Raw genomic sequence first — 18,761 nt, forward strand, 5'->3', positions numbered from 1 at the left:
AATGGGGCAATGTTGATCGGCCTTATCATTTTCTATTGTGACTCGCAGTGAGAGCAATGTCAGAATCAAACTTGGAAACGTCTTTAGGGCAGCTTTTGGAGCAATACGGGGACATTCTATGGAAGAAGGGTAGCCACAGAATTAATGTTTTCTCGTTCATTCTAGAAGCCAACGAGATTTTGCTCAACCGCGCCTTCAGTTCGTTCGAATATTCTGACCTGGAAAAAATCCAGGAAACTCTAAGCGCGCGTGGGAACAGCGTCGCCACAATAAACCGCAAGACGATGGCCCTCAGTAAATTATTGCGGGCTGCGTTCAAAGCGGGCGTAGTAAAGACCATTCCCGAATTTCGAAAGCTGGAAGAGCCAGCCGAGCGAATACGTTTTCTCAACGGCCATGAAGAACTGGCAATTTACAACCACATCCGGGGTCATTCAGAAGAATATTCTGATCTTTTCATTGTACTCGTAGATACCGGTGCCAAAATCGGCGAGATAATCGACTTGAAATGGATGGATATTTCACTTGATGGTAAGGAAATTTGCCTTTCGCACGGCCGAGGCAACTATGAGCGGACGATCCCGACGACGATGCGTGTTTCCGATATCCTGACGTCGATGGACCGTTCAGCGGGCGACGGTCCATTTTCCAAGATTGAGCAATACAAATTTAGAGGCGCATGGAACGAAGCGAAAGTGAGAGCAGGCTTGGGAGATGACAAAAGTGTCGTTCCTTACGTCCTTCGTCATACCTGTGCATCGCGGCTGGTCCAAGGTGGCGTCGATCTTCGGCGCGTCCAACTATGGCTTGGCCATCGAACGTTGAAAATGACAATGCGGTATGATTACCTCTCCACGAACAAATTGGAAATCTGCGCCTCCGTTCTCGATGCAAGAGATAAAGGGGCTGGATGAATCCTCTAAAGCATATTGTGACCTTCAGTGATTTTTGGGTCTAGTCTATGACGGCAGACGAGCGAAGGAAGGCTCAGGCGCGACTGGCCAGCTTCGTAGCGGCAGAAGTTGAAGCCGTGCTAGCCCAACACACCGACGTAATGCGAAGGCAGACGAGGATATCCGCTGGGCAGCTAAGCGGCCACGTGGCTGCAGCCATGACTGTCCTTTCGAGGAGGCAGCATCAGGCCATAGACACGATGCAGGACGAGTTGGCGGATTTGGCTAGGGGGTTTGTCGCTAATCTTGCCGCAATCGCGACGAAGCGTTTCCGCGAGGACGGCAGTAAATCCGAGGTCCGTGCCCTCCAGGAAGAAGTTCCGATCGGCGCCGATGCGAATCTGCGAGGTGAGGAGTTCGAACACGGTGGCCAGGGGAACGGCCTCGGTTCAATGATCATCGAAGACTGGGCCGGGCCGGTGGCAGGCCCGACCTATTTAGAAGCAACTTTTGGGATTCCACGGTCCACTCTTTATAGGTGGCAGCAACGGAACGAGGTTGTGGCCTTGCTCAAGGGGGGGCGCAAATTCGTATTTCCGATAGCTCAGTTTGTCGATGGGAGACCGGCGGCGGGTGTAAGCGCGGTGCTTTCTATTTTAGGACACCCGCGACTTACCTGGTTCTGGCTGACTCAACCCTGCTCTCCTCTCGCCAATCGCAAGCCGATCGAGCTGCTGCGCATCGATAGGGTCGACGAGGTTATTGAAGCTGCACATTCCCATCAGGCAAGCGAACACGGGAAGCCTGAGTGAACTGGGTACGCCCCGACCTTCCAACAGCGATTCGATCTCTCACGGTCGGCCAGGCACACCGTCAAACCGGATTTGGTTAACCAGACATTACTGAGATGGCTCATTTCGTGTCATTTCTGCCACAACTCGTCGGATACGGTCCCGATAGCCCCTTTGGCCGTTCGTTCGTTGTTGAACGCCGCCGCCTCATGAGTAATGTCGAGTTCGAAGGAGCGGCGCGGTGCGCATCTTTTTCGGTAGTGGGGATGGGGCAGGGAACGCTGTCCTTCAGCAAAGAATACCCAGACCCTTTTTTTAACACCCTTTCTGGAGGTCAGAAAATGAACATTAAGAGCCTTCTTCTCGGCTCCGCTGCGGCCCTGATCGCAGTTTCCGGTGCGCGCGCCGCCGACGCCGTTGTCGTCGCCGAGCCGGAACCCGCTGAATACGTCAAGATCTGTGACGTCTACGGCGCTGGCTACTTCTACATCCCCGGCACCGAAACCTGCCTGCGCATCGGCGGCTATGTCCGTTATGATGCTTCCGTTGGCGATCCGATCATGCATGGGTTCGATGGTGCTGACGCGAACGACGTGAGGACGGGCAAGGTCCAAGACACCTGGGCTAAGAACACCCGCTTCACGCTGAAGACTTGGACCGGTCAGGAAACCGAACTCGGCACCCTGAAGACATACACCGAAACACGCTTCAACTATGGCAACGGTGCTCACACGGGTCGCTTGGGCTATAACGGCGTAGGAGACATTGAGAGCAGCGGCGGCGCTGGCACCAGCATCTCACTGAACTTCGCTTGGATTCAGCTCGGTGGTCTGCGCGTCGGTAAGGACGAATCGGCCTTCGACACGTTCAGCGGCTACGCTGGCAATGTCATTAACGACACGCTGGTTCCGTATGGCGGCTTCGACACCAACGTCATCCAGTATTACTTCGACGCAGGCAACGGTTTCTCGGCGGTAGTCTCCCTCGAAGAAGGCAGCGACAATAGGTTCACTGTCGACTCCAACAACGATGGCCGTTATCTTGAGCACGTGACCGATTACATCGGCGTTATCGACAGCTATGTTCCGCATGTCGTTCTCGGCGCGAAGTACACGCAGGGGTGGGGTGGGATCAACGGTGTTCTCGCCTACGACAGCAATTATGAGACATTTGCTGGCAAGGTCCGAGTCGACGTGAACGCCACGAGCCAACTGTCGCTGTTCCTCATGGGCGGCTACGGCTCTGAAAACTTCGATGGCCCGACGAATCCGACTGGTCACTCCTTCTATAAGCCATGGGATGGCAAGTGGGCTGTGTGGGGCGGCGGCACCTATAAGTTCGACGACAAGACCTCGTTCAACCTCCAAGCGTCGTATGACGCAGGCAAGACTGTCGGCGTTGCGGCGAATGTCGCTTATGCAATTGTCCCTGGCTTCACCATCACCGGCGAGGTTGACTATCTGAACCATACCAAGACCAACTTCTACGAGACGAAGGGTAGTGGTGTCGGCGGTATTATCCGCTTCCAGCGCGACTTCTAAGGCGCACCATCAATCACACGTTGAAAACCCGGCGGGCAACTGCCGGGTTTTTGCTATTGGACCCGCTCACAGGGGAGAAGAAGCCACTTTGCGGCTGCTTCTCTGGCAAGTGCCCCAAATCAAACGTCAGCCAAGTCGCCCAGTGACTCAATCAAGGGCTGGATCATTGCTTCATAGTTTTTCCATCGCTTGACAGAGGAATTGTAAATAGGTTGCCGAACCTGCCAACGGCTGGGCGTCGCGATTACACCATCTCGGTCGAAAAAGCGTAGACAGGCATCATGCCAAGGCAGGCCAAGATAGTCGATGAGTTGGCGAGACCGCTCTTCCTGGTCTTCAATTAGCGCCTCGTAATGGCTTTCGAAAATGAGGCCTGGAAAAACCTCAGCCCAATGACGCATAAGGCGGTCGTATTCGCGATAATATAGCCCGAGTGTCTCCAGATCAGCATTGTAGTCATGGGACTTGCTGAAATTTAGAACGAAGCAAGAAAGACAATTGTCGATAGGATTGCGGCGGCAGTGGACGATCCGTGCATTGGGGAACAGAATACCGATGAGCCCTATTAGTTCGAAATTGTGAGGCATCTTGTCGACGATGCGAAGAGCATCCGGCGCGCGTTGTCGAAGGTAGGACAGGTGCTCGTCGGCCAAGGTCTTCGAGAGTTCGGCGGATAAGGAGGCGACGGCCTGTCTCACGTTTCCCGCCGAGCCACTTTTGAATCCTATCGCATTGGCGACTCGCCGCAATTTGCTGAGCTCGCCCGCGCCATGAACACCAGGATGGCTCGCGCAAATCTGCTCGGTGAGTGTGGTGCCCGAACGAGGCATTCCAACTATAAACACCGGTACTTCGGAGGGGTTTCCATAGCCGCGCCTAGCGGCCAACATTTCCGGAGTGAAGAGTTCGATGATCGAATCGACCCACCGACGGTGCGCTTCGATATTAAACTCCTGACCCGCAAACTCTTTGGCTTTCTTGAAGTGGTCGAATGCCTCTTCATAGCGTTTGAGATCGTTTAGTATTTTTCCGGCAGCGTAATGGAGGTGCTGGGCGCTTCCTTGATTAGGATCCAGACCTTCAATCTCACGGAGGATGGATTGAAGCTCCATTGGCTCCTCAGTGAAACTGCGTATCTGTGCCCACTCTTTGTACGCGACGGGCATCACGACTGGGCTTTTTTCGATCGCCTCCTTCAAGCAGGAAGCCGCTTCCGCCATGCGACCTAGAGCCGTAAGAGCACTCGCCAGACCCACACGTGCCAGCGGATGATTGCGGTTGACTTTCAACGCCCTTTCATAAAGCGGCAAGGCCAGGTCGGGTTTGYCAAAGGCAACATAGGCGCGACCCAATGAGCACAGTGCCTCGACAAGATCCGGTTTCAATTCGAGCGCATGTTGGATGTGGTGGATCGCAGGCGCAAACTCACTGACCTTTAGATATGCTTCGCCCAGGCTCAGGTGGTAGTAAGCGTTGTTAGGCTCTTCTCCGGTCGCCCGTGCGAAATAGCGCAACGCCATTTCGTCATCGTACCCCAGCAGCAACGTCCCCAGCAAGTATAGGGAGAGTGGATGGTCGGGCGTCCGATCGAGAACTCTGTGGCAAAGCTCCTGGGCCTCCTGCAACCGGTTAGCTTGTTGCAACTCGACCGCCTGCCTCAACAGCATGTCGCCCACGTGCTCATGCCGCGGGGTGGGCTTCGGCGGAGCATTTGGCAGCGCGCCTTTTGGCGGGCTAGCCTTGGGGGCGAGTTTGGTTTTGAGGTGCTTGGCCCAAGCGGGTGGCAATTGGTTGCTCATCATTCTTGGCTAGCAAGAAAAGTCAGCCGAATCCAGTAACGACCGTCCACCGCCCCACCTTCGGCAGATTTTATTGGGTTCTCCTCAAGTCGCTCGCGCGTCAACTCCTCGCGGAAGCGCCTAGTGTCGAATGGTCAGGCATCCGGTCCGAGAAGCTGAAGTCGACGAAGCGCGTAACCCGCCGGTCACAGGTCCGAGCTTCAGGCGTCGGATCGCTCAGCCCGTGCCAAAAGGCAGCGAACCAGGAGCATCGCCCGGCAAGCTGCCGCTGCCCAGGCCGCTGCAAGCTCCTCGCAACCATGTCGAAGATCGTCTCATCCGACGCCCCAAGACCGTGCGTCACTGATCCAGAAAACGATCCACTATCGCGAATCTCCCCGATCCAACCTTCACAACAGAACCACTGTTTAGCTTCAGGGCGAAAGTCCCGACGTGGGACCTGGGCCATCTTGGATCACCTACTTGCATGCGGTCCCGGTAGTTTTCGTTGTGGCGTGCTTCTTACTGGGCTTCGGGCAGGGTACTTGGCCGGTTGCGCCGTCATGGTGGCCGCCATGGCCACCCCCACCCCCACCCCTAGCTACAGCGATGCCAGCCACGGCGGAGTATGCGATGGCACCGCCCAAGATCGAAAAACATGCGCGGCGTGATAGCGACATTTCACCCTCCCGTTGGATTTCGCTGACGAATGTACTCCAGAGTGCCACGGCCCGCTACGGTTAAGTAGATGCTAGCTAGCAGAGATAACCGCAGAAATCGTATCCGCATATGTCTGCAACAACCACAGCCAGCGGCCGGCTTGCCGGACGTGATAGCATCGGTTCATGCTTCGCTATCTGGACTTCGCCCGCCGATCGTGCAGTCGTTGAACCGCAAACCCCTGTGTTTCCGGACCGCATCATCAGTCTAGAAGATGGACGAAAATTCAAGTCTATGAAGCGCCATATCGGCTTGCTCGGTGCATGACCTCCGGTCAACACCGGGCCAAGTGGAACTGCCGCACGATTACCCGATGGCTGCGCCAAACCACGAAAGACTCAGATATGTCTCGAGCGCGGCGGCCTGATAGGACCGTCCCCTGCTTCGGCGCCTCGCGGTCTTCCGAAGCAAGTCGGTCTCGTCCCGATTTGGCACGATTGGATTGGCATCTGAATTGCTCATTCAGTCTCGCCAGACTTAGGGCCGGCAATCGTTTCCGGTAACATTTGTAGGCGATAGGCGCGCCGATTGCGAGGCTGCGAGCAGCGTGCGCCAATGCGGCTTCTCGAACATGCTCATCATGTAGGTTGGGCCGGCTTGTCGGTCGTCGCCAGGGCCTTACGTCCTTCGTTCGCATGTTTCGCCTATATTAGCCGGAGCGCATATCTTGCCATGCGGCGCCTTGAACGGAGGCCCAAATGCGCGGCTATAAGCCCTGGCATGATGCTATTCACGACCATCAGGTCGAATGTTTCGCTTCGGAGAACGGTTTGACTGCGGACTTGGTCTGGGAGTTGATCCTAAAACATGGTAACAGCCGCAGGGCCGTGATCAAAGCTGCGCAGGGTCTAAAAGGTGATGTCATGCAACACGGCCGATCAGCACCCTACTCCCCTGTGAAGCCGACGCCGCCCCTGACGATGAGCGTAGGCCGACGAAAGCAATAGCCGACGTAGACGGTTTCGCGAGCGGCAAGGAGCTTCGTCAGTTCAGCTTCCAGCCATAACAGACTGTCAGTGAACAACGAAATGTCAGACCTTCGCGAGTTGCGAGACCACGATGCCCTTCTTGTTCACTTCATAAATGTCCTTGCCGTCGACATAGACGAAGTCGCATTCTTGCGGATTGTCGCCTGCCTTGTAGCATAGTGTGTCGCCCTTAACTTTGGCCGTGCCCTTGAAGTCACCTTTTTTTCCGTCCATTTCCCAAGTGCCAGTCTGTTTTCCATGCGCCAAATCGAAGGTCACTGTGCCCATGGCACCTGTTTTCATGCTGAAATTCGTCCATTTCATTGTTGCACCCTGGTATAGGGCCGCAATATCCTTGCCAGTCAGTTTCTTGGACGACGCCGGCAGCTTCGGCGCATCGCCGGCGGTGAGTTTCTTTGCAGCGGCAGGAAGAACTGACGCGGCCACCTTAGCATACGTTGGCGCAACGGCCAGAACGGGGACAAGCGCGGCACAAATGAAGAGTGCAATTCTCATGAGCTTCCTCCTTGGCCCACAGCCCGGGTCGACCGCGTAATACGTAAGATTGCCATCAAAGGTACGGGATGACAAGACCACAATTCGCGGATGCATGAAGGGGTCGGAACATGTTCCCAGCGACACGCTAAGGTCGAACGGAGCATGAATGTCATGCGGCGTGGCGTAACCGAGCCGGAAGTCTGAGCGACCGGAAGCCTTCAGGCATCTGATGTTCTGCATCACAAGTGTAGATGCCGGTCAAATTGATGTGTTCCCAGCTCAGCGGCGAGACGTGCTTGAGCAGATGATCCGGAATCTCGCGATGCATTTTGCGCAAGCGGTGACAGCCCGTTCGATATAGGCCGTATTCCAATGCACAATCGCACTAACGACGAGGTTGAGGCCGGAGGCGCGGAACGCCTGGCTTTCGAATGATCGGTCGCGGATTTCGCATAAGGTGCTCGTCGATCGGCCGGAACGATCGGCTGCCATCGACCCAAATGCTTACCTCGGTCTCCGGACTGCATCTAGAGACGATCGCCGCGCCGCCCTTGTGGCTGCAATCGATGCGGCGGCCAATGGCGATCACGGGTTGCCGATCGCGACGGCAGTCATTGCCGAGTTCCGGAAGCGAAACGCACTCCTGCCCTCGCTGCATTCCATCGAGAAGATCGGCCTCGGCGGTCGCGCGATAGCTCGCCGACGCTGAGAAAGAACTCGTCGAAGGTATCCCGCCCGATCGGCATACATTTTTGGACAGGCTGTTGGAGGTTGACCCGACCCTCGACCAGACGCGCTTTCATTGGCTGCGATCGGCGCCGGAAGCGAAGCCGCGGGTGGCTGCTCGTTGTCCCACAAGAGCCGCCCCGTTTGTCGCATCGTGCAGAGTTGAACGGCGAAGCCCAGCTTGTTCTGCGGTCGCCGGCGGAGTTCGCATTCCAATCTATCTGCCGGGTCCAGTGTAACGTGACGGATCAGACTATCCTCGTCCGTCGCTATGCCCAGAAGTATCGCCGCTTCCCTAGTCATGAAAACATTTGGTCCCGCGCGGTGACCGGTTACTAGAGAGCCGCCGCCAAACCGGCAACTCCGCAAATTAGCTGGCTGACAAATGACCGAAGCAATCATCTCTTGCCCTCCCGCCCACTTTAAGAAAAAAAGGCCGGCGCCCTCCATGGGAGGTTGCCCGAATGGCGCCGGCCGGCGGCTTTTTTATTTGCGCTTCGAACCCCGCGCCGCGCGGGCCAGCATCAGTTTCATTTTTTGGTGAGAAAGGCCTTACAGGCCGGCGTGACTTCGCTGAGGTGCTGCTTAAGGCAACCTTGCGCCTTTATTTCGTTGGCCATGTGGCACACTCGCACAGCGTCCGCTCGACAGGGTGTTTTGGTGGCATCTTTGGCTAATGTGGCTTCGGTGACAAAGAGTGATATAGAAGCCAAAAGCGCTAGTTGAAGCGATTTTCGATTTTTCATGATTTTTCCCCTTTCGAAAATTGTGCGCAGAAACGCACCACGTCATATATGCTCCTGTTCTAATATAAACGGAAGACCACACGAATGATGCCGATCAGACCGGCGGGCTACGCCTTGGCCTTCCGCTTTGCTGCCTTCTTGGCCGGCTCAGCCTTGCGGCCCAAGCCGCTTGCCTTTGCCAGCGCTGACCGAGCTGCCGCGTAGTTTGGCGCGACCATAGGGTAGTGGCCCGGCAGGCTCCATTTAGATCGATATTCGTCTGGCGTGATGCCGAAATCGACCCCCGTAGGGACGGCACTACTGGAGCAATATGGGGAAGCGGTCTTCAGAAGTCGCACCGGCGCTCGAGCGGTCAGCTTTCGTGTCGATGTCGACCCAGAAGGCGCGACAACTGTGACGCCTGTAGAGGAAGTCATCCCCACCCAGGCGCGAGTGCCCGAACAGGTTGGAATCGCGAGCCCCGAACTGCAGGACGCGTTGGCCGCAGCGCGCGCTCGCGGCCGGTTGCGGGCGGCCGAGATCCTCACTGCCGACGATATGCTGAGCGCTGAGGCATTCGCCGAACTGCTCGGCACCACACGGGTGACGGTGAACACGAAACGGCAGAGCGGTCAGCTTCTGGGCCTCGATGGGGCCAAGCGTGGTTTTCGCTTTCCGGTCTGGCAGCTCGACGCTGATGGTAGACCCTATGCCGAACTCGCAGCGCTTCATGAGCGATTGGGAGGGGCGTGGGCGGTCTATCGCTTTCTAGTCCAGCCGCACGGCGAGCTCGAAGGGCTGACAGGACGTGATGCCCTGGAGCGAGGTAAGACGAAGGCTGCTCTTGAAGTTGCCAAAAGCGTCGGCCGAGACTTCCGCTAGATGGCGAAGGTACTCCCGCCTAAAGGCTTTGCGGGGTCAAGCCTTCAGATTCATACGGTACTGGCCGGACTTAAGTTCGGCCGAATCTACATGGATCGTTATCCCGACCCTCTCGGCATCGGGAAAACGCCGAGCCGATTCAGTGATCCGAGGGCGCGCACTCCTCAAAACAGGTTTGGCGTGCTCTATCTGGGCGGTTTGCTTTCTCGAGGCAGTGCTGCGTGATCGGCGTGACGGCGTAGTCGGCGACCTGCCGATCGACGAAAGGGAACTCTTTGCGCGCAGTTATGCCGAGATTGAGATTATCACCCCACTCAAGATGGTCGATCTGCGCGACGACCGAGCCATCATCATGGGTGTTCCGACCGATGTAGCGAAAGCAGCCAATCAGACTCTGGCGCGCGCTTGGTCGGTGGCTTTTCACAACCACCCCGACAAGCCAGATGGCATCATCTATCCGTCCCGATTTAACGGGCACACGAACTTGGCCGTGTTTCGACCACGCGATCGTGAAGCTGAGGGCGATCCGGGTGATGCAACTGGTCGCCGCGTCAGGATTGGCCGCCGTGCTGAACGATCTGCAGGTCAGCATCGGCGAGCCCGATCCATAATGGGGGGCTTGCTCGGACAAGGGCGTTCTCCAAGACCCGGAAGACTAAATTATCCGGGCGGCCCTGCAAGCATTTGTGCTCAAGTCTGATAGCTGAGGTTAGCTATTTGTTGCGTCAGAAGCGGCATCGACGTTCACCATTTGTGCCTAAAAAGTCGCATAATTGGCACACTGGTGTGATGTCCGGAATTATTTGGCATTTGATGGGGTTTACCTGTCCGGAATTGTGGGCCGCAGGTGTTCAGCCTATACGATTGAAAACAAGAGGATTTTCAGGTCGAGGAGAGGGGCTCCCGATCCAAAGACCGGGTTTACCAATGGCCACAATCACAGCTAATTCTGGATTGGCGTTAAGTGGTTGAATCAGCGTGGAAGTTAAGCGCCTCTATTGGTCAACCTGCTTACGGTCGGCAACGGATTGGTCAACCCCAAAACCCCAGGATTGGTAAACCGAAGCAGCAGCCCTATCGACTAAGATTCAGCTCTACGCCTTCACTGTCCCAGCAAGGGCTCTCGGTAGCGAATGGCGCCCTTGAGCGGGCGAGGGCGGCAAGGCGTGGGTGTCACGACACATATAACTCAGCTGCTACTCCGTGGTTTCCGTTCTGCCGCTGGGGACTAGCGCACGATGTCGAGGAAAGAGTTCGTGCCGCTCAACATGCTCGCCAGCTTGGCGGGAATCTCTCGACAAGCGGTTTGGAAGGCCTGCCAGCGCGGCAACTGGCGGGGGCACGCCCTGGAGGTGCGCGTCGTTCAGGGCAAGGGTGGCAACGCGGGCAAGCAGTATCTCGTCAGTTTGGCTTCCCTCCCACCCGAGTTGCAACTCCGGTTAAAGCCCATTGAAACGCGGGCTCAAAACCGTCCGAAGCCGATTGCAAGCCGGGGGCGGCGCGGCAGAGCGGATCAAGGCAAGAAACGCGTCGTCATCAGCCGGCAGTGGGATGCTTTGGTACCGTTCGACGCTGTCACCAAGGCCCAGATTGCAGAGGATCTAAAACAGGAAATTCGAGGCCTTTTGCCGGCGCCCCAGGTGAGACGATATCGGCCTTCGCTCGCCTTCCCTCCCGGCGCACTCACTTGTGCGGCATGCAAAAGACGCCCTCGGATTCCATGAGTACCGCGCCACCCTTCAACTCGCTCAGTGCGCCGACCCACGCTTGCGAATAAGTACGGCTGGCATCCACGGCCGTCAGCCAAAGAACGCGATTGTCGGCCAATTCAACTTTAACTTCCTGCTGCAAAGGGCTCCCCTGCACGGTCTGTTGATAGTGGCGTTTGATCCTGACATTGCTGGCCGGAAACTCAGCTTCGTTGCTGCCGTAGTTCAGCACAAATCCAGTGTGGTCCTCAGCCACCGAACAACTGCCATCGCGCTCGCACACGATTTTGGCTGCGGTCTTGCAGTCCCATTTCAGTGAAGCCGGCCACATAGGGTTGTTCACGTTTGATCGCGGCTTGTCGCTCTGACCAGCCGCCGCCAACACTGCGCCTATGTTCATAATCACAGTGGACAGGAGAAGCACCTTGAACACTTCAAACCTCCCTGAATTGTCACCCTCATAGCACCTCGTCCTGCGTGATCGCCTGGCTCATGGCATGTTGAGATTGAACCAGCTTTTCTGGCGCACGCCGTTCGCGTCATCATACTGGATGAGCCAGGGCTTTCCGCGCGTCGGTCGAGGGATGGTGTAGTAGGTGGGGCCATTACCAAGGGAATGTCCTCGATCGTTTCCCGCGGTCTGGATTGTTGCCGCAACCACCTTACCGTCGATTTCGATTTGGACCGGACGTGAACCGTCTCCATGATGCCCGCCGAGGGCGTTGTTTTTGAAAACAACGGGCAAGGAGAGCCTATCGGCCGCGATGCGGCAGATGTTCCGTTCTTGACCTAAGCCCGGCCGATCGGATTCGGAGCTGCCAACTGCTTGCCAGCCAGACGGACAATCCTCATACTTCTCAAATCTCGCCGCGCTAGAGTTGGCTTGCGGACAGGTCGGCCAGTCAAAACCCGGAGCTTCCATCGCCGCAATCAATTTGTAGATCGGCGGGTGGCACGAGGGGGTACCTTGCCAGTCGCCGGAAAGACATAGGAGGACCTGACAGCCCCATTCCGACGCTTTTGATTGGGATGGAAGAGCTGCGGCGCCCGCGATGGCGACGGCACCCCCTAGTAGAAATTTGAGTATGGTCATAGCCTTTTCCTCGCTGCTGATTTGACAGTTTACTATGGATAATCCGCGCGAAAAAGGACAGGTCGAAAAGGCAGGTTTGTGCGACTACATCGATTTATGAAACGAGACGACGGAGGCGTGGTCAACAACCCGTTGCGCGCCAACATTGCACTGACGCTGGAGCGGGAGAGAGCCAGACGCGGCCTATCCCATATGCACATGGCAGAACTGTTTCGGACCGCCGAGGGCGAAAAACTGGCCTATCGAACCTACATTCAGACTGTGCGTCAGAAAAATAATGTCACATTGATGACGCTGCAGATCATGGCAAACGGCTTGCAACTGTCTTTTGCATCACTGCTCGCCGGCGGCAAGAAAATTCCGGAATGGGCGCATCGGTTGGACGACAATGCGATTCGCAAGCGGCTGGCGCACATCATCGATTTTGAGCGACAACGACGTACTTTGCACCGCTATGAGATGGCCGAACTAATCGGCGTGGCGGAGGCGACATTCACGAAACTGGAACGCGCGAGCGGCAATATCAGCGTGGACACGATTGCGGCGATCGCCAAGGCGTTGAAACTTGATCCAGCGACCTTCCTCTTTTCCGAAAAGATCCCGCCTGGCGGAGCCGACATCTAGCCGCCTGACGAGTGTTCCTAAAGGGCCTGTAATACGCCCCCAGCCGGCGACCGCTCCCATGCCCCTGCCCGTCAGGCCCAGCGGCCGACTTTAGACTAGCACCCCCGCCGCGGCTGTCGAGCCGCTGCTGTCATCGTCGGCTGCTAGCCTTTGCAGCGGCGGGGATAATAAGGGACTTTAACATGGACGACTGTGCCGGCGTCGGGAATTCTGCTGATGAAGAGCTTCCTCTTGAGGGTCGAAACCATATGAGAACAAGCCGTCAAACCTAGCCCGGTGTGATTGCCGGCGCGTGTAGAGTAAAAGGGTGTCGTGACTTTTGCCGGTGTCACGCCTGCGCCGTTGTCGGCCAATTCCAGGGGTCGGTTCCGGTAGGGGGCGACCCAGATTCATCACTTTAGTGTCGTGATGCCCATCAGAGAATTTGCTGGTGAACTGACCGGCCAACGCCAAACTCATGCTTGCCGGGCAGACTTGTCAGCACGCGACAGAAACCGCTTCAAGCTCAAACCGGCCAACAAAATGTATGGCGGCATGGCGAGCGAATAATGACCGCAGTTTAATTCCAAAATATTTGGCCTAGCTCCGGCGTCCTTCAGCCTCTGCATGAACCTCTCCGATAGCTCTGGCAACACCACTTTGTCTCTCTTAGCCAACACAACGTGAAGACCGAGATCAGGCCGTGCCAAACTATCTGCGTAATTCTCCAAGTTAAGTGGACCCCAAGCCCTTCTGAGCTCGGTCAGCTTAATCGCTGGCTCGAGACTAGCACGTATCAATCGTGTCGCGCGACCCGTCCAAACCATATCCGCTAGACTCCCCGCCGTGAGAAACAACGCGGCTTTCGACACAGCCGAGTCGTGCGCCGCGAGAAGGCCCGCAACCCAGGAGCCTAAGCTCATACCGAGAACTGAAATCTCTCGATAGCCTTCGATCTTCAACCAACGTATGAGCTTTCGCCCATCTAACACTGCCTGCCTTACAGATTGAATCGTTCGACCGAGATTAGGGCTAAGCATATAGTCAGCGTGCGCGGAGCCGGGACGGCTGCGCTCGAAGTGATAAGGCATAGCGATCTCGACAACCGTGATGCCACGTTGCGAGAAAAAGTTGGCGATCTGACGATTCCGGAAGGTTGCATTCCAATGGTGAAAAATCACCATCGCCTGATCGAACGACCCGCTTTCTGTGATTTTCGCCGAGACGACATTGTTCTGTTCGATGTCAGTAGATATGTCCGATGGAAATTTGAGCCACCCATCTAGCCTTTCAAACCCCTGAACACTCACATTCGGATCATCGAAAAAGGCTGGATCAGCCACGGCTTGGTCCGCAAGGGCACAGAATTCCTCGATACTTGTTATCTTATCCGCACCTGGAAAGGCACGTTCCGCGTCAAGGGCGAAATCGGTTGATTTCTTCCCTTCCTCACCGCGTCGCGCCCGCCGCTCATCCCAATGATCAAGCCAACTATGATACACTCTGATTGCTTCCCAACTTAATCGCTTGCCGTCGCCCCATCCCCGGATCAAACAAGCCATATATTGCGAACAGCACTCCAACGCCCAGAAGGATCGAAAAGCCGGCAAATGCATCGATCAGCAAGTAGCTAGCCACGAGTAACGCTACGATCGCTGACATCTTCCACAAAGACATACGAAACCGAGGTTCGACACCTACACGGATGGAGCCGTACAGAAATACAGCACAGGTCGAAATAGCGATAAGAAGGCTACTATAATGGGTCGGCCTACGGTAGCTGATCACGGCGGTCACATCATTTCGCCCATAGAAGGCGGAAGACATATCGCCGACCAACCACGCCACAATATTCTCCCCACGCGATGTCAGGTAAGCACTCTGGAGCTTCATGACTATGGCGATCAGAAGCCCCAAAACAGTACATCGGAAAATCGCACGCATAACCCTGAGGCTGGCTTCATGGAAGCCGTATTGATAATCCACCTCGGGCGAATTACTCGCTGCTTTTCCAATTTTCCAAAGATCATGGATCACTGTATAAAGCAAAATTAGACCTACGAAGAACAGATAAAAACATAGGCACATGTATAGGTAAGCGAGCCCCGTGAACACGATCGCTTCCGGCACCGATATAACTTCAGGGCGCACAATCGCTAACGAGCCCCAGTCCGTCGCATAGCTGCCACCACCTTTGAGCAACGGGATTAAAGACACGCCGATCCACTGAAAAAGACCGGCGAATACCACACAAATCAAAAGAACCGCCCAATATGAATACGAAGAAGCTTGTACGCTGCGCGCCCAGGCATCGTCGCTTTTCATCTTGTCGCCCTGCGCTACAAGCTTTGGGCGGCCTTCATCTTTCCAAAAGGTCACCAGCTCTGTCACGAAGGCAAAAAACAGTGGCAAAAATACCATGAAGACGAATGTCCAATTCGCTGTCCAAAGAAACCCAACCTGCTTGACGACGCCATCCGCCCGGCCATATGTCACGCTGTGAATCCCCGTAAGATACGACAAAAACCCAAGAGCGGTGACACCCGCAAACACCGACGCCGGTAAATTCAGGGGAGATCCGCGACTAAAAAAAGCCTCCGATTTCCTCGCCAAACTAAAACGCCGGCTCGGCCCCTTGGGGTCAGTATCCCGTGTCAGCACTGCTGGGGAGTCTGTCTCGTCGTCGAAGGTCGCCGTCAGTGACGTATCTGGAATCTCCTGTGCAACGCTGCTTCCGGCTCTCTTCCATCCTCGTCTCTTGATCGATAGCCGCGATTGCGCCGCACTAAGCTCCATCTGCCATTCGCTAGTTGCGACCGGATCATCGCATCCGAGAATCCTCGCCAGCCAACGAATGTTGGCAGTGCTAATACCCTTCTCGTTCTCTTGAAACCAAAGCTGCACCGTTCGTAGATCGACCCCAACCCGGTTGGAATCAATCTGTGAAATCGCCTCTGCAAGGAGCTCGGGCGTCCATGGGCCGGCAGGAAACCCGTCTTTGCCCAGTAGTCGACCCGCGCCCGCCGCCGCCAATCGTTTGAATAATTCTTTGAAATCACTCCCGTCTCTGGGCGGAGGGAGAAATAACTTTCCGTTCTTAAACAACAACTTATAGGCTCTAGTTTCGTTCCGCTTCGCTAGGCTTCGTATCTTATCGTGCCTTTGTGCTCAATCAACGCTTTTATCAACTGGATTTGGCCGGCACGGGAGACGATCGATGACTGGTGACCCGCTGGAGAGGCTGCACACGGTTGTTGCGGGAGAGATGTTTCGCAAACCGCCGGCCAAGGCACTGAGCTGCCCGGATCGGTCGCGACCGCATGAGCGAAAAGTGGGGGAAGCCAGGGCTTCGGGAGCCTGAGAAGCAGAGGGATGAAGCCATCCCTCTTTTTCTCGCCTCCCGAGGTATCATTTACGAATTGTCATGAGCGTGGAGCCAATCGATGCCCATTCAAGTGGTCTGTAACAACGGAGTGGTGGAAGAGGCCGACGGGGTCCCGAATCTGATCGCGGCGCATCGTCAGGCAGTCGCCATGGTTGAACGTCTCGGCAAGCGATGGATGGGGGCAGAAGGGGCGGACGCGACCCTGACCGGCCGGCGATTGGATTCGGTCATGGCGGAAGAGGTTATCGCGCGTCGGCGCGCGGCCGCTGCGCCGGTGGCCGATATCGTCGAGATGAAAATGAAGGCAGCTTATTTCTGTCGGTTGTTGGGGAACGACTGGTGCGAGATTGACGTCGACGATTTGCGCGCGTTGCTCGGTTCTTTCACGAAACTGCAGGCCTAGGAGAAGAGCGCTGAAATCCATGACGCCACGGTATTCCAGGCCACGTAGATCCCCGCCGGCACCAAGATGATCGCGATGAATGCGATAGCATCGCCGATTGCGCCGTCGGTGCGTCCTTCCACGGGATAGTAATATTTGTGCGCCTCATCGTCGTGCTTCATTCTTGTCTCTCCGATCGCTTATTTAGCAGCAGCTGAACAGGGTGCTGAAACGTCGTGCCCCACAAACCTGCACGTTTCATCTTAGCGTTGATTTCCGCGACGAGGTAGTTCTCGTTGACGGCTTTGCCCTTTGCTGTCGTTGCGGCAAACGCGTATCCGGTCGCTATGAGCGCGGTGCCGACGTCGATTGTGTCGCCATTCAGCTGCGCACCGCAGACGACAAAGGCCGCCTTGTCGAGGGCGTAGCCGATTGGCTGGCATGTCACCGCCGCGCTATCGAACAGTGCTGCCAGATGCGCCAGCGAGATGTTCCCGCAATCGAGTTTGTTCCCATTTCGCTCTTCAGCCGACGTGCCGCGAAGACATGACTGCACGCCATAGAGGCGGAAAAGGTGGTCGCCGTCACGCCAGGTATCTCCGGTCAGCAGTTGAGCCGATTTCGATACCGCGAAGGGCGTTGGCGCGGCAGATTCGGATGCACCCTGGGCCTGTGCCGATGCGCACAAACCAAAAGCGGCCAGCACTGCAAAGCGCGCCTGTTTCATTCCTGGAACTGTCCACCGAGGTCGGCGGAGTGCTCCAGATCGGGGCGCAGCGACTTGCCGTCCTTGTTGCGTCCGATTGCGGCCATGCCGAAGAAAACCATTTCGTCATCGTCGTAGGCGACGTTGTACGGGTCGTTTGTATTGCCCGCACCCACGAGAGAAAAACACGACACGGCGTCGGGTTCCCCCTTCTTGCTCTGCAGCACAAGCGTTTTGCAAAGCACGACAGAAGCACGATGGTTGTAGATTCCTTCTTCATAGTCCTGCGCGGCCTTCGTGCAGTCCCACGCCTGCGTCTTGTAGGTAATCTTTGGATTTGGGCAGGCGGCGAGGCCGCGCAGTCGATAGGCCACGCCGTTGATGACGCGCTCGGTCGCCGACGACGCCTTAACCGGCGAACTGAGGGTCGCCGCGTCGCGCTGAAAGAGCGCGCCTTTCGCATCGTAGCGCTCATAGACGAACACCTTCTCGCCCGGCTTGGCAAACTGGAGCAGGTAGTGTTCCGACGGCTGCGCGAAGGCATTTGGAGCGTCGGCGCCGGCAGCATAAGCCGCGGTGCCCTGGAGCAGCAAAGCCGTGCAAAGGGCAATCTGTTTCATCGAAATCCGTCCCTGCGGTGCATATGGTGTTGACACTTTACTAGGGCTGCGTGTAGCCATAGTAAAGTGTCAAATTTTGGCGACAGTATGAACACTCGAACAGCTCTTCTGCTCACCCTGTGTGCCGCTACAATGCCCTTGGAAGCGCACGGCCGGGATCTGGCATCAGACCGCGTCGCGGTCGCCTTTGCAACGCCGGCGCAAGCCCTTACCTCAGTCGGGGCGCAGAGGCCTGGGGCGTGCAAGACCGGAAACCGTACTGAAGTCGCCGAACTTGTGCGTTCAGTCGCGCTGGACGAAGGCTTCGACGCCGATCTGGCCGAGGCGATCGCATGGGCTGAAAGCGATCTCGGCGCCAATCAGGGTCCGTCCAAGGCCGGAGCCCTTGGGATCATGCAGTTGATGCCGGGGACGGCGGCTGATGTCGGCGTGAGCGACCGTTGCGATACGCAGGCGAATGTTCGGGCTGGCTTGCGCTATCTGAAGTCACTCTATGACGAGTTCCAGGATCCGCTGCTGATGCTGGCGGCATATAACGCCGGGCCCAACAGCGTCTACAAGGCGCAGGGCATTCCGGTGAATCCGGAGACCGCGGAATACATCGTGAAAATCCTCAACCGCTGGAAGTTCGGCGGTGTCGCGAAGAAGCCCCTCCTGACCAAATCCGAAATGCTCGCGGCCGGTCCGCCAGCAAGCGGAGACGCTTGGCAGGAGGGTCATGTCATGGATTTCGGCAACTGA

Annotated in this window: 21 protein-coding genes and 3 pseudogenes; 9 read left to right on the forward strand and 15 right to left on the reverse strand. The window is 56.4% G+C overall.

Annotation, left to right across the window (positions count from 1 at the left end; all coding sequences use genetic code 11):
• Positions 1-56 precede the first annotated feature (56 nt).
• The 3 genes from AC1DPX_RS30395 (at position 57) to AC1DPX_RS30405 (ending at position 3,225) form a co-directional block, all read left to right on the forward strand.
• Complete coding sequence (locus tag AC1DPX_RS30395) at positions 57-914, forward strand: tyrosine-type recombinase/integrase (protein WP_477241366.1); 858 nt, start codon at positions 57-59, stop codon at positions 912-914.
• 47 nt (positions 915-961) lie between these two features.
• Positions 962-1,705: an antitoxin Xre/MbcA/ParS-like domain-containing protein gene (locus AC1DPX_RS30400; RefSeq protein ID WP_477241368.1), complete on the forward strand. Its 744-nt coding sequence runs from the start codon at positions 962-964 to the stop codon at positions 1,703-1,705.
• 320 nt (positions 1,706-2,025) lie between these two features.
• Positions 2,026-3,225, forward strand: coding sequence for a porin (locus AC1DPX_RS30405; RefSeq protein ID WP_477241545.1), 1,200 nt, complete (start codon positions 2,026-2,028; stop codon positions 3,223-3,225).
• A 119-nt stretch (positions 3,226-3,344) separates the two neighbouring features.
• Here the strand turns inward: AC1DPX_RS30405 and AC1DPX_RS30410 are convergent, their stop codons facing one another.
• Positions 3,345-5,024, reverse strand: coding sequence for a sulfotransferase (locus AC1DPX_RS30410; protein WP_477241370.1), 1,680 nt, complete (start codon positions 5,022-5,024; stop codon positions 3,345-3,347).
• Positions 5,025-5,792: 768 nt separating this feature from the next.
• Between AC1DPX_RS30410 and AC1DPX_RS30415 the strand changes: the two genes are divergently transcribed.
• The gene (locus AC1DPX_RS30415; RefSeq protein WP_477241372.1) at positions 5,793-5,990 is read left to right on the forward strand and encodes a MucR family transcriptional regulator; all 198 of its coding nucleotides are present in this window, start codon (positions 5,793-5,795) and stop codon (positions 5,988-5,990) included.
• 764 nt (positions 5,991-6,754) lie between these two features.
• Here the strand turns inward: AC1DPX_RS30415 and AC1DPX_RS30420 are convergent.
• Together AC1DPX_RS30420 and AC1DPX_RS30425 are read right to left on the reverse strand one after the other, a co-directional pair.
• Positions 6,755-7,207, reverse strand: a complete 453-nt coding sequence (locus AC1DPX_RS30420) for a hypothetical protein (RefSeq protein WP_477241374.1) — start codon at positions 7,205-7,207, stop codon at positions 6,755-6,757.
• Between the two features lie 151 nt (positions 7,208-7,358).
• Positions 7,359-7,645 (reverse strand): annotated as a pseudogene (locus AC1DPX_RS30425) (Tn3 family transposase); the annotation flags it as partial.
• A 49-nt stretch (positions 7,646-7,694) separates the two neighbouring features.
• Here AC1DPX_RS30425 and AC1DPX_RS30430 point away from each other — a divergent pair.
• Positions 7,695-8,016, forward strand: a pseudogene (locus tag AC1DPX_RS30430) (Tn3 family transposase); the annotation flags it as partial.
• On the opposite strand, the pseudogene AC1DPX_RS30435 reads toward AC1DPX_RS30430, so the two are convergent.
• The 3 genes and pseudogenes from AC1DPX_RS30435 to AC1DPX_RS30445 all read right to left on the reverse strand — a co-directional run.
• Positions 8,012-8,218, reverse strand: a pseudogene (locus AC1DPX_RS30435) (DUF4158 domain-containing protein); the annotation flags it as partial. The pseudogenes AC1DPX_RS30430 and AC1DPX_RS30435 sit on opposite strands and share 5 nt — an antisense overlap.
• 227 nt (positions 8,219-8,445) lie before the next feature.
• Positions 8,446-8,661 (reverse strand): hypothetical protein, encoded by a 216-nt coding sequence (locus tag AC1DPX_RS30440; protein ID WP_477241375.1) that lies wholly within the window; start codon positions 8,659-8,661, stop codon positions 8,446-8,448.
• A 107-nt stretch (positions 8,662-8,768) separates the two neighbouring features.
• On the reverse strand, positions 8,769-8,999 hold the full coding sequence (locus AC1DPX_RS30445) for a MucR family transcriptional regulator (protein ID WP_477241377.1): 231 nt from the start codon (positions 8,997-8,999) through the stop codon (positions 8,769-8,771).
• Here AC1DPX_RS30445 and AC1DPX_RS30450 point away from each other — a divergent pair.
• Entirely contained in the window at positions 8,929-9,522 is a 594-nt protein-coding gene (locus tag AC1DPX_RS30450; protein ID WP_477241379.1) for an XRE family transcriptional regulator, read from the forward strand. The two genes, AC1DPX_RS30445 and AC1DPX_RS30450, sit on opposite strands and share 71 nt — an antisense overlap.
• A 139-nt stretch (positions 9,523-9,661) precedes the next feature.
• Here AC1DPX_RS30450 and AC1DPX_RS30455 read toward each other — a convergent pair whose 3' ends face one another.
• From AC1DPX_RS30455 to AC1DPX_RS30465, 3 genes are all read right to left on the reverse strand, one after another.
• On the reverse strand, positions 9,662-10,153 hold the full coding sequence (locus AC1DPX_RS30455; protein ID WP_477241381.1) for a hypothetical protein: 492 nt from the start codon (positions 10,151-10,153) through the stop codon (positions 9,662-9,664).
• Between the two features lie 1,052 nt (positions 10,154-11,205).
• Complete coding sequence (locus tag AC1DPX_RS30460) at positions 11,206-11,664, reverse strand: hypothetical protein (protein ID WP_477241383.1); 459 nt, start codon at positions 11,662-11,664, stop codon at positions 11,206-11,208.
• Between the two features lie 57 nt (positions 11,665-11,721).
• Positions 11,722-12,324, reverse strand: coding sequence for a hypothetical protein (locus tag AC1DPX_RS30465; RefSeq protein ID WP_477241385.1), 603 nt, complete (start codon positions 12,322-12,324; stop codon positions 11,722-11,724).
• 117 nt (positions 12,325-12,441) lie between these two features.
• Here AC1DPX_RS30465 and AC1DPX_RS30470 point away from each other — a divergent pair, with 117 nt between their 5' ends.
• Positions 12,442-12,948, forward strand: coding sequence for a helix-turn-helix domain-containing protein (locus AC1DPX_RS30470; RefSeq protein ID WP_477241387.1), 507 nt, complete (start codon positions 12,442-12,444; stop codon positions 12,946-12,948).
• Positions 12,949-13,091: 143 nt separating this feature from the next.
• On the opposite strand, the gene AC1DPX_RS30475 is transcribed toward AC1DPX_RS30470, so the two are convergent.
• The 3 genes from AC1DPX_RS30475 to AC1DPX_RS30485 all read right to left on the reverse strand — a co-directional run bounded on the left by AC1DPX_RS30475 (position 13,092) and on the right by AC1DPX_RS30485 (position 16,032).
• Positions 13,092-13,301, reverse strand: coding sequence for an ATP-binding protein (locus tag AC1DPX_RS30475; protein WP_477241389.1), 210 nt, complete (start codon positions 13,299-13,301; stop codon positions 13,092-13,094).
• Positions 13,302-13,403: 102 nt separating this feature from the next.
• Entirely contained in the window at positions 13,404-14,429 is a 1,026-nt protein-coding gene (locus AC1DPX_RS30480; protein ID WP_477241391.1) for an alpha/beta hydrolase family protein, read from the reverse strand.
• Positions 14,419-16,032: an RcgA family putative transporter gene (locus AC1DPX_RS30485; protein WP_477241547.1), complete on the reverse strand. Its 1,614-nt coding sequence runs from the start codon at positions 16,030-16,032 to the stop codon at positions 14,419-14,421. Before AC1DPX_RS30485 ends, AC1DPX_RS30480 begins: the two co-directional genes overlap by 11 nt.
• A gap of 338 nt (positions 16,033-16,370) precedes the next feature.
• Between AC1DPX_RS30485 and AC1DPX_RS30490 the strand changes: the two genes are divergently transcribed.
• Positions 16,371-16,715, forward strand: coding sequence for a hypothetical protein (locus AC1DPX_RS30490; protein ID WP_477241393.1), 345 nt, complete (start codon positions 16,371-16,373; stop codon positions 16,713-16,715).
• Here AC1DPX_RS30490 and AC1DPX_RS30495 read toward each other — a convergent pair.
• The 3 genes from AC1DPX_RS30495 to AC1DPX_RS30505 are packed head-to-tail and all read right to left on the reverse strand — an operon-like array spanning position 16,712 to position 18,020.
• Positions 16,712-16,876 (reverse strand): hypothetical protein, encoded by a 165-nt coding sequence (locus tag AC1DPX_RS30495; protein WP_171026564.1) that lies wholly within the window; start codon positions 16,874-16,876, stop codon positions 16,712-16,714. The genes AC1DPX_RS30490 and AC1DPX_RS30495 overlap by 4 nt on opposite strands.
• Complete coding sequence (locus AC1DPX_RS30500) at positions 16,873-17,421, reverse strand: thermonuclease family protein (RefSeq protein WP_477241395.1); 549 nt, start codon at positions 17,419-17,421, stop codon at positions 16,873-16,875. Before AC1DPX_RS30500 ends, AC1DPX_RS30495 begins: the two co-directional genes overlap by 4 nt.
• Positions 17,418-18,020 carry a hypothetical protein gene (locus AC1DPX_RS30505; RefSeq protein ID WP_477241397.1) on the reverse strand — a complete coding sequence of 201 codons (603 nt, stop codon included), beginning with the start codon at positions 18,018-18,020 and terminating at the stop codon, positions 17,418-17,420. Before AC1DPX_RS30505 ends, AC1DPX_RS30500 begins: the two co-directional genes overlap by 4 nt.
• A 132-nt stretch (positions 18,021-18,152) precedes the next feature.
• On the opposite strand from AC1DPX_RS30505, the gene AC1DPX_RS30510 reads away from it, so the two are divergent.
• Positions 18,153-18,761 (forward strand): lytic transglycosylase domain-containing protein, encoded by a 609-nt coding sequence (locus tag AC1DPX_RS30510; RefSeq protein WP_477241399.1) that lies wholly within the window; start codon positions 18,153-18,155, stop codon positions 18,759-18,761.

The sequence above is a fragment of the Mesorhizobium sp. 01N446 genome, assembly GCF_056399285.1.

Excerpts from the sequence above, each read along its gene's own strand:
- AC1DPX_RS30465 (WP_477241385.1), bottom strand. The coding sequence starts at position 12,324 with ATGACCATACTCAAATTTCTACTAGGGGGTGCCGTCGCCATCGCGGGC.
- AC1DPX_RS30510 (WP_477241399.1), top strand. The coding sequence starts at position 18,153 with ATGCCCTTGGAAGCGCACGGCCGGGATCTGGCATCAGACCGCGTCGCG.
- AC1DPX_RS30420 (WP_477241374.1), bottom strand. The coding sequence starts at position 7,207 with ATGAGAATTGCACTCTTCATTTGTGCCGCGCTTGTCCCCGTTCTGGCC.
- AC1DPX_RS30505 (WP_477241397.1), bottom strand. The coding sequence starts at position 18,020 with ATGAAACAGATTGCCCTTTGCACGGCTTTGCTGCTCCAGGGCACCGCG.
- AC1DPX_RS30490 (WP_477241393.1), top strand. The coding sequence starts at position 16,371 with ATGCCCATTCAAGTGGTCTGTAACAACGGAGTGGTGGAAGAGGCCGAC.
- AC1DPX_RS30500 (WP_477241395.1), bottom strand. The coding sequence starts at position 17,421 with ATGAAACAGGCGCGCTTTGCAGTGCTGGCCGCTTTTGGTTTGTGCGCA.
- AC1DPX_RS30405 (WP_477241545.1), top strand. The coding sequence starts at position 2,026 with ATGAACATTAAGAGCCTTCTTCTCGGCTCCGCTGCGGCCCTGATCGCA.
- AC1DPX_RS30400 (WP_477241368.1), top strand. The coding sequence starts at position 962 with ATGACGGCAGACGAGCGAAGGAAGGCTCAGGCGCGACTGGCCAGCTTC.
- AC1DPX_RS30395 (WP_477241366.1), top strand. The coding sequence starts at position 57 with ATGTCAGAATCAAACTTGGAAACGTCTTTAGGGCAGCTTTTGGAGCAA.
- AC1DPX_RS30415 (WP_477241372.1), top strand. The coding sequence starts at position 5,793 with ATGTCTGCAACAACCACAGCCAGCGGCCGGCTTGCCGGACGTGATAGC.
- AC1DPX_RS30450 (WP_477241379.1), top strand. The coding sequence starts at position 8,929 with ATGCCGAAATCGACCCCCGTAGGGACGGCACTACTGGAGCAATATGGG.
- AC1DPX_RS30495 (WP_171026564.1), bottom strand. The coding sequence starts at position 16,876 with ATGAAGCACGACGATGAGGCGCACAAATATTACTATCCCGTGGAAGGA.
- AC1DPX_RS30440 (WP_477241375.1), bottom strand. The coding sequence starts at position 8,661 with ATGAAAAATCGAAAATCGCTTCAACTAGCGCTTTTGGCTTCTATATCA.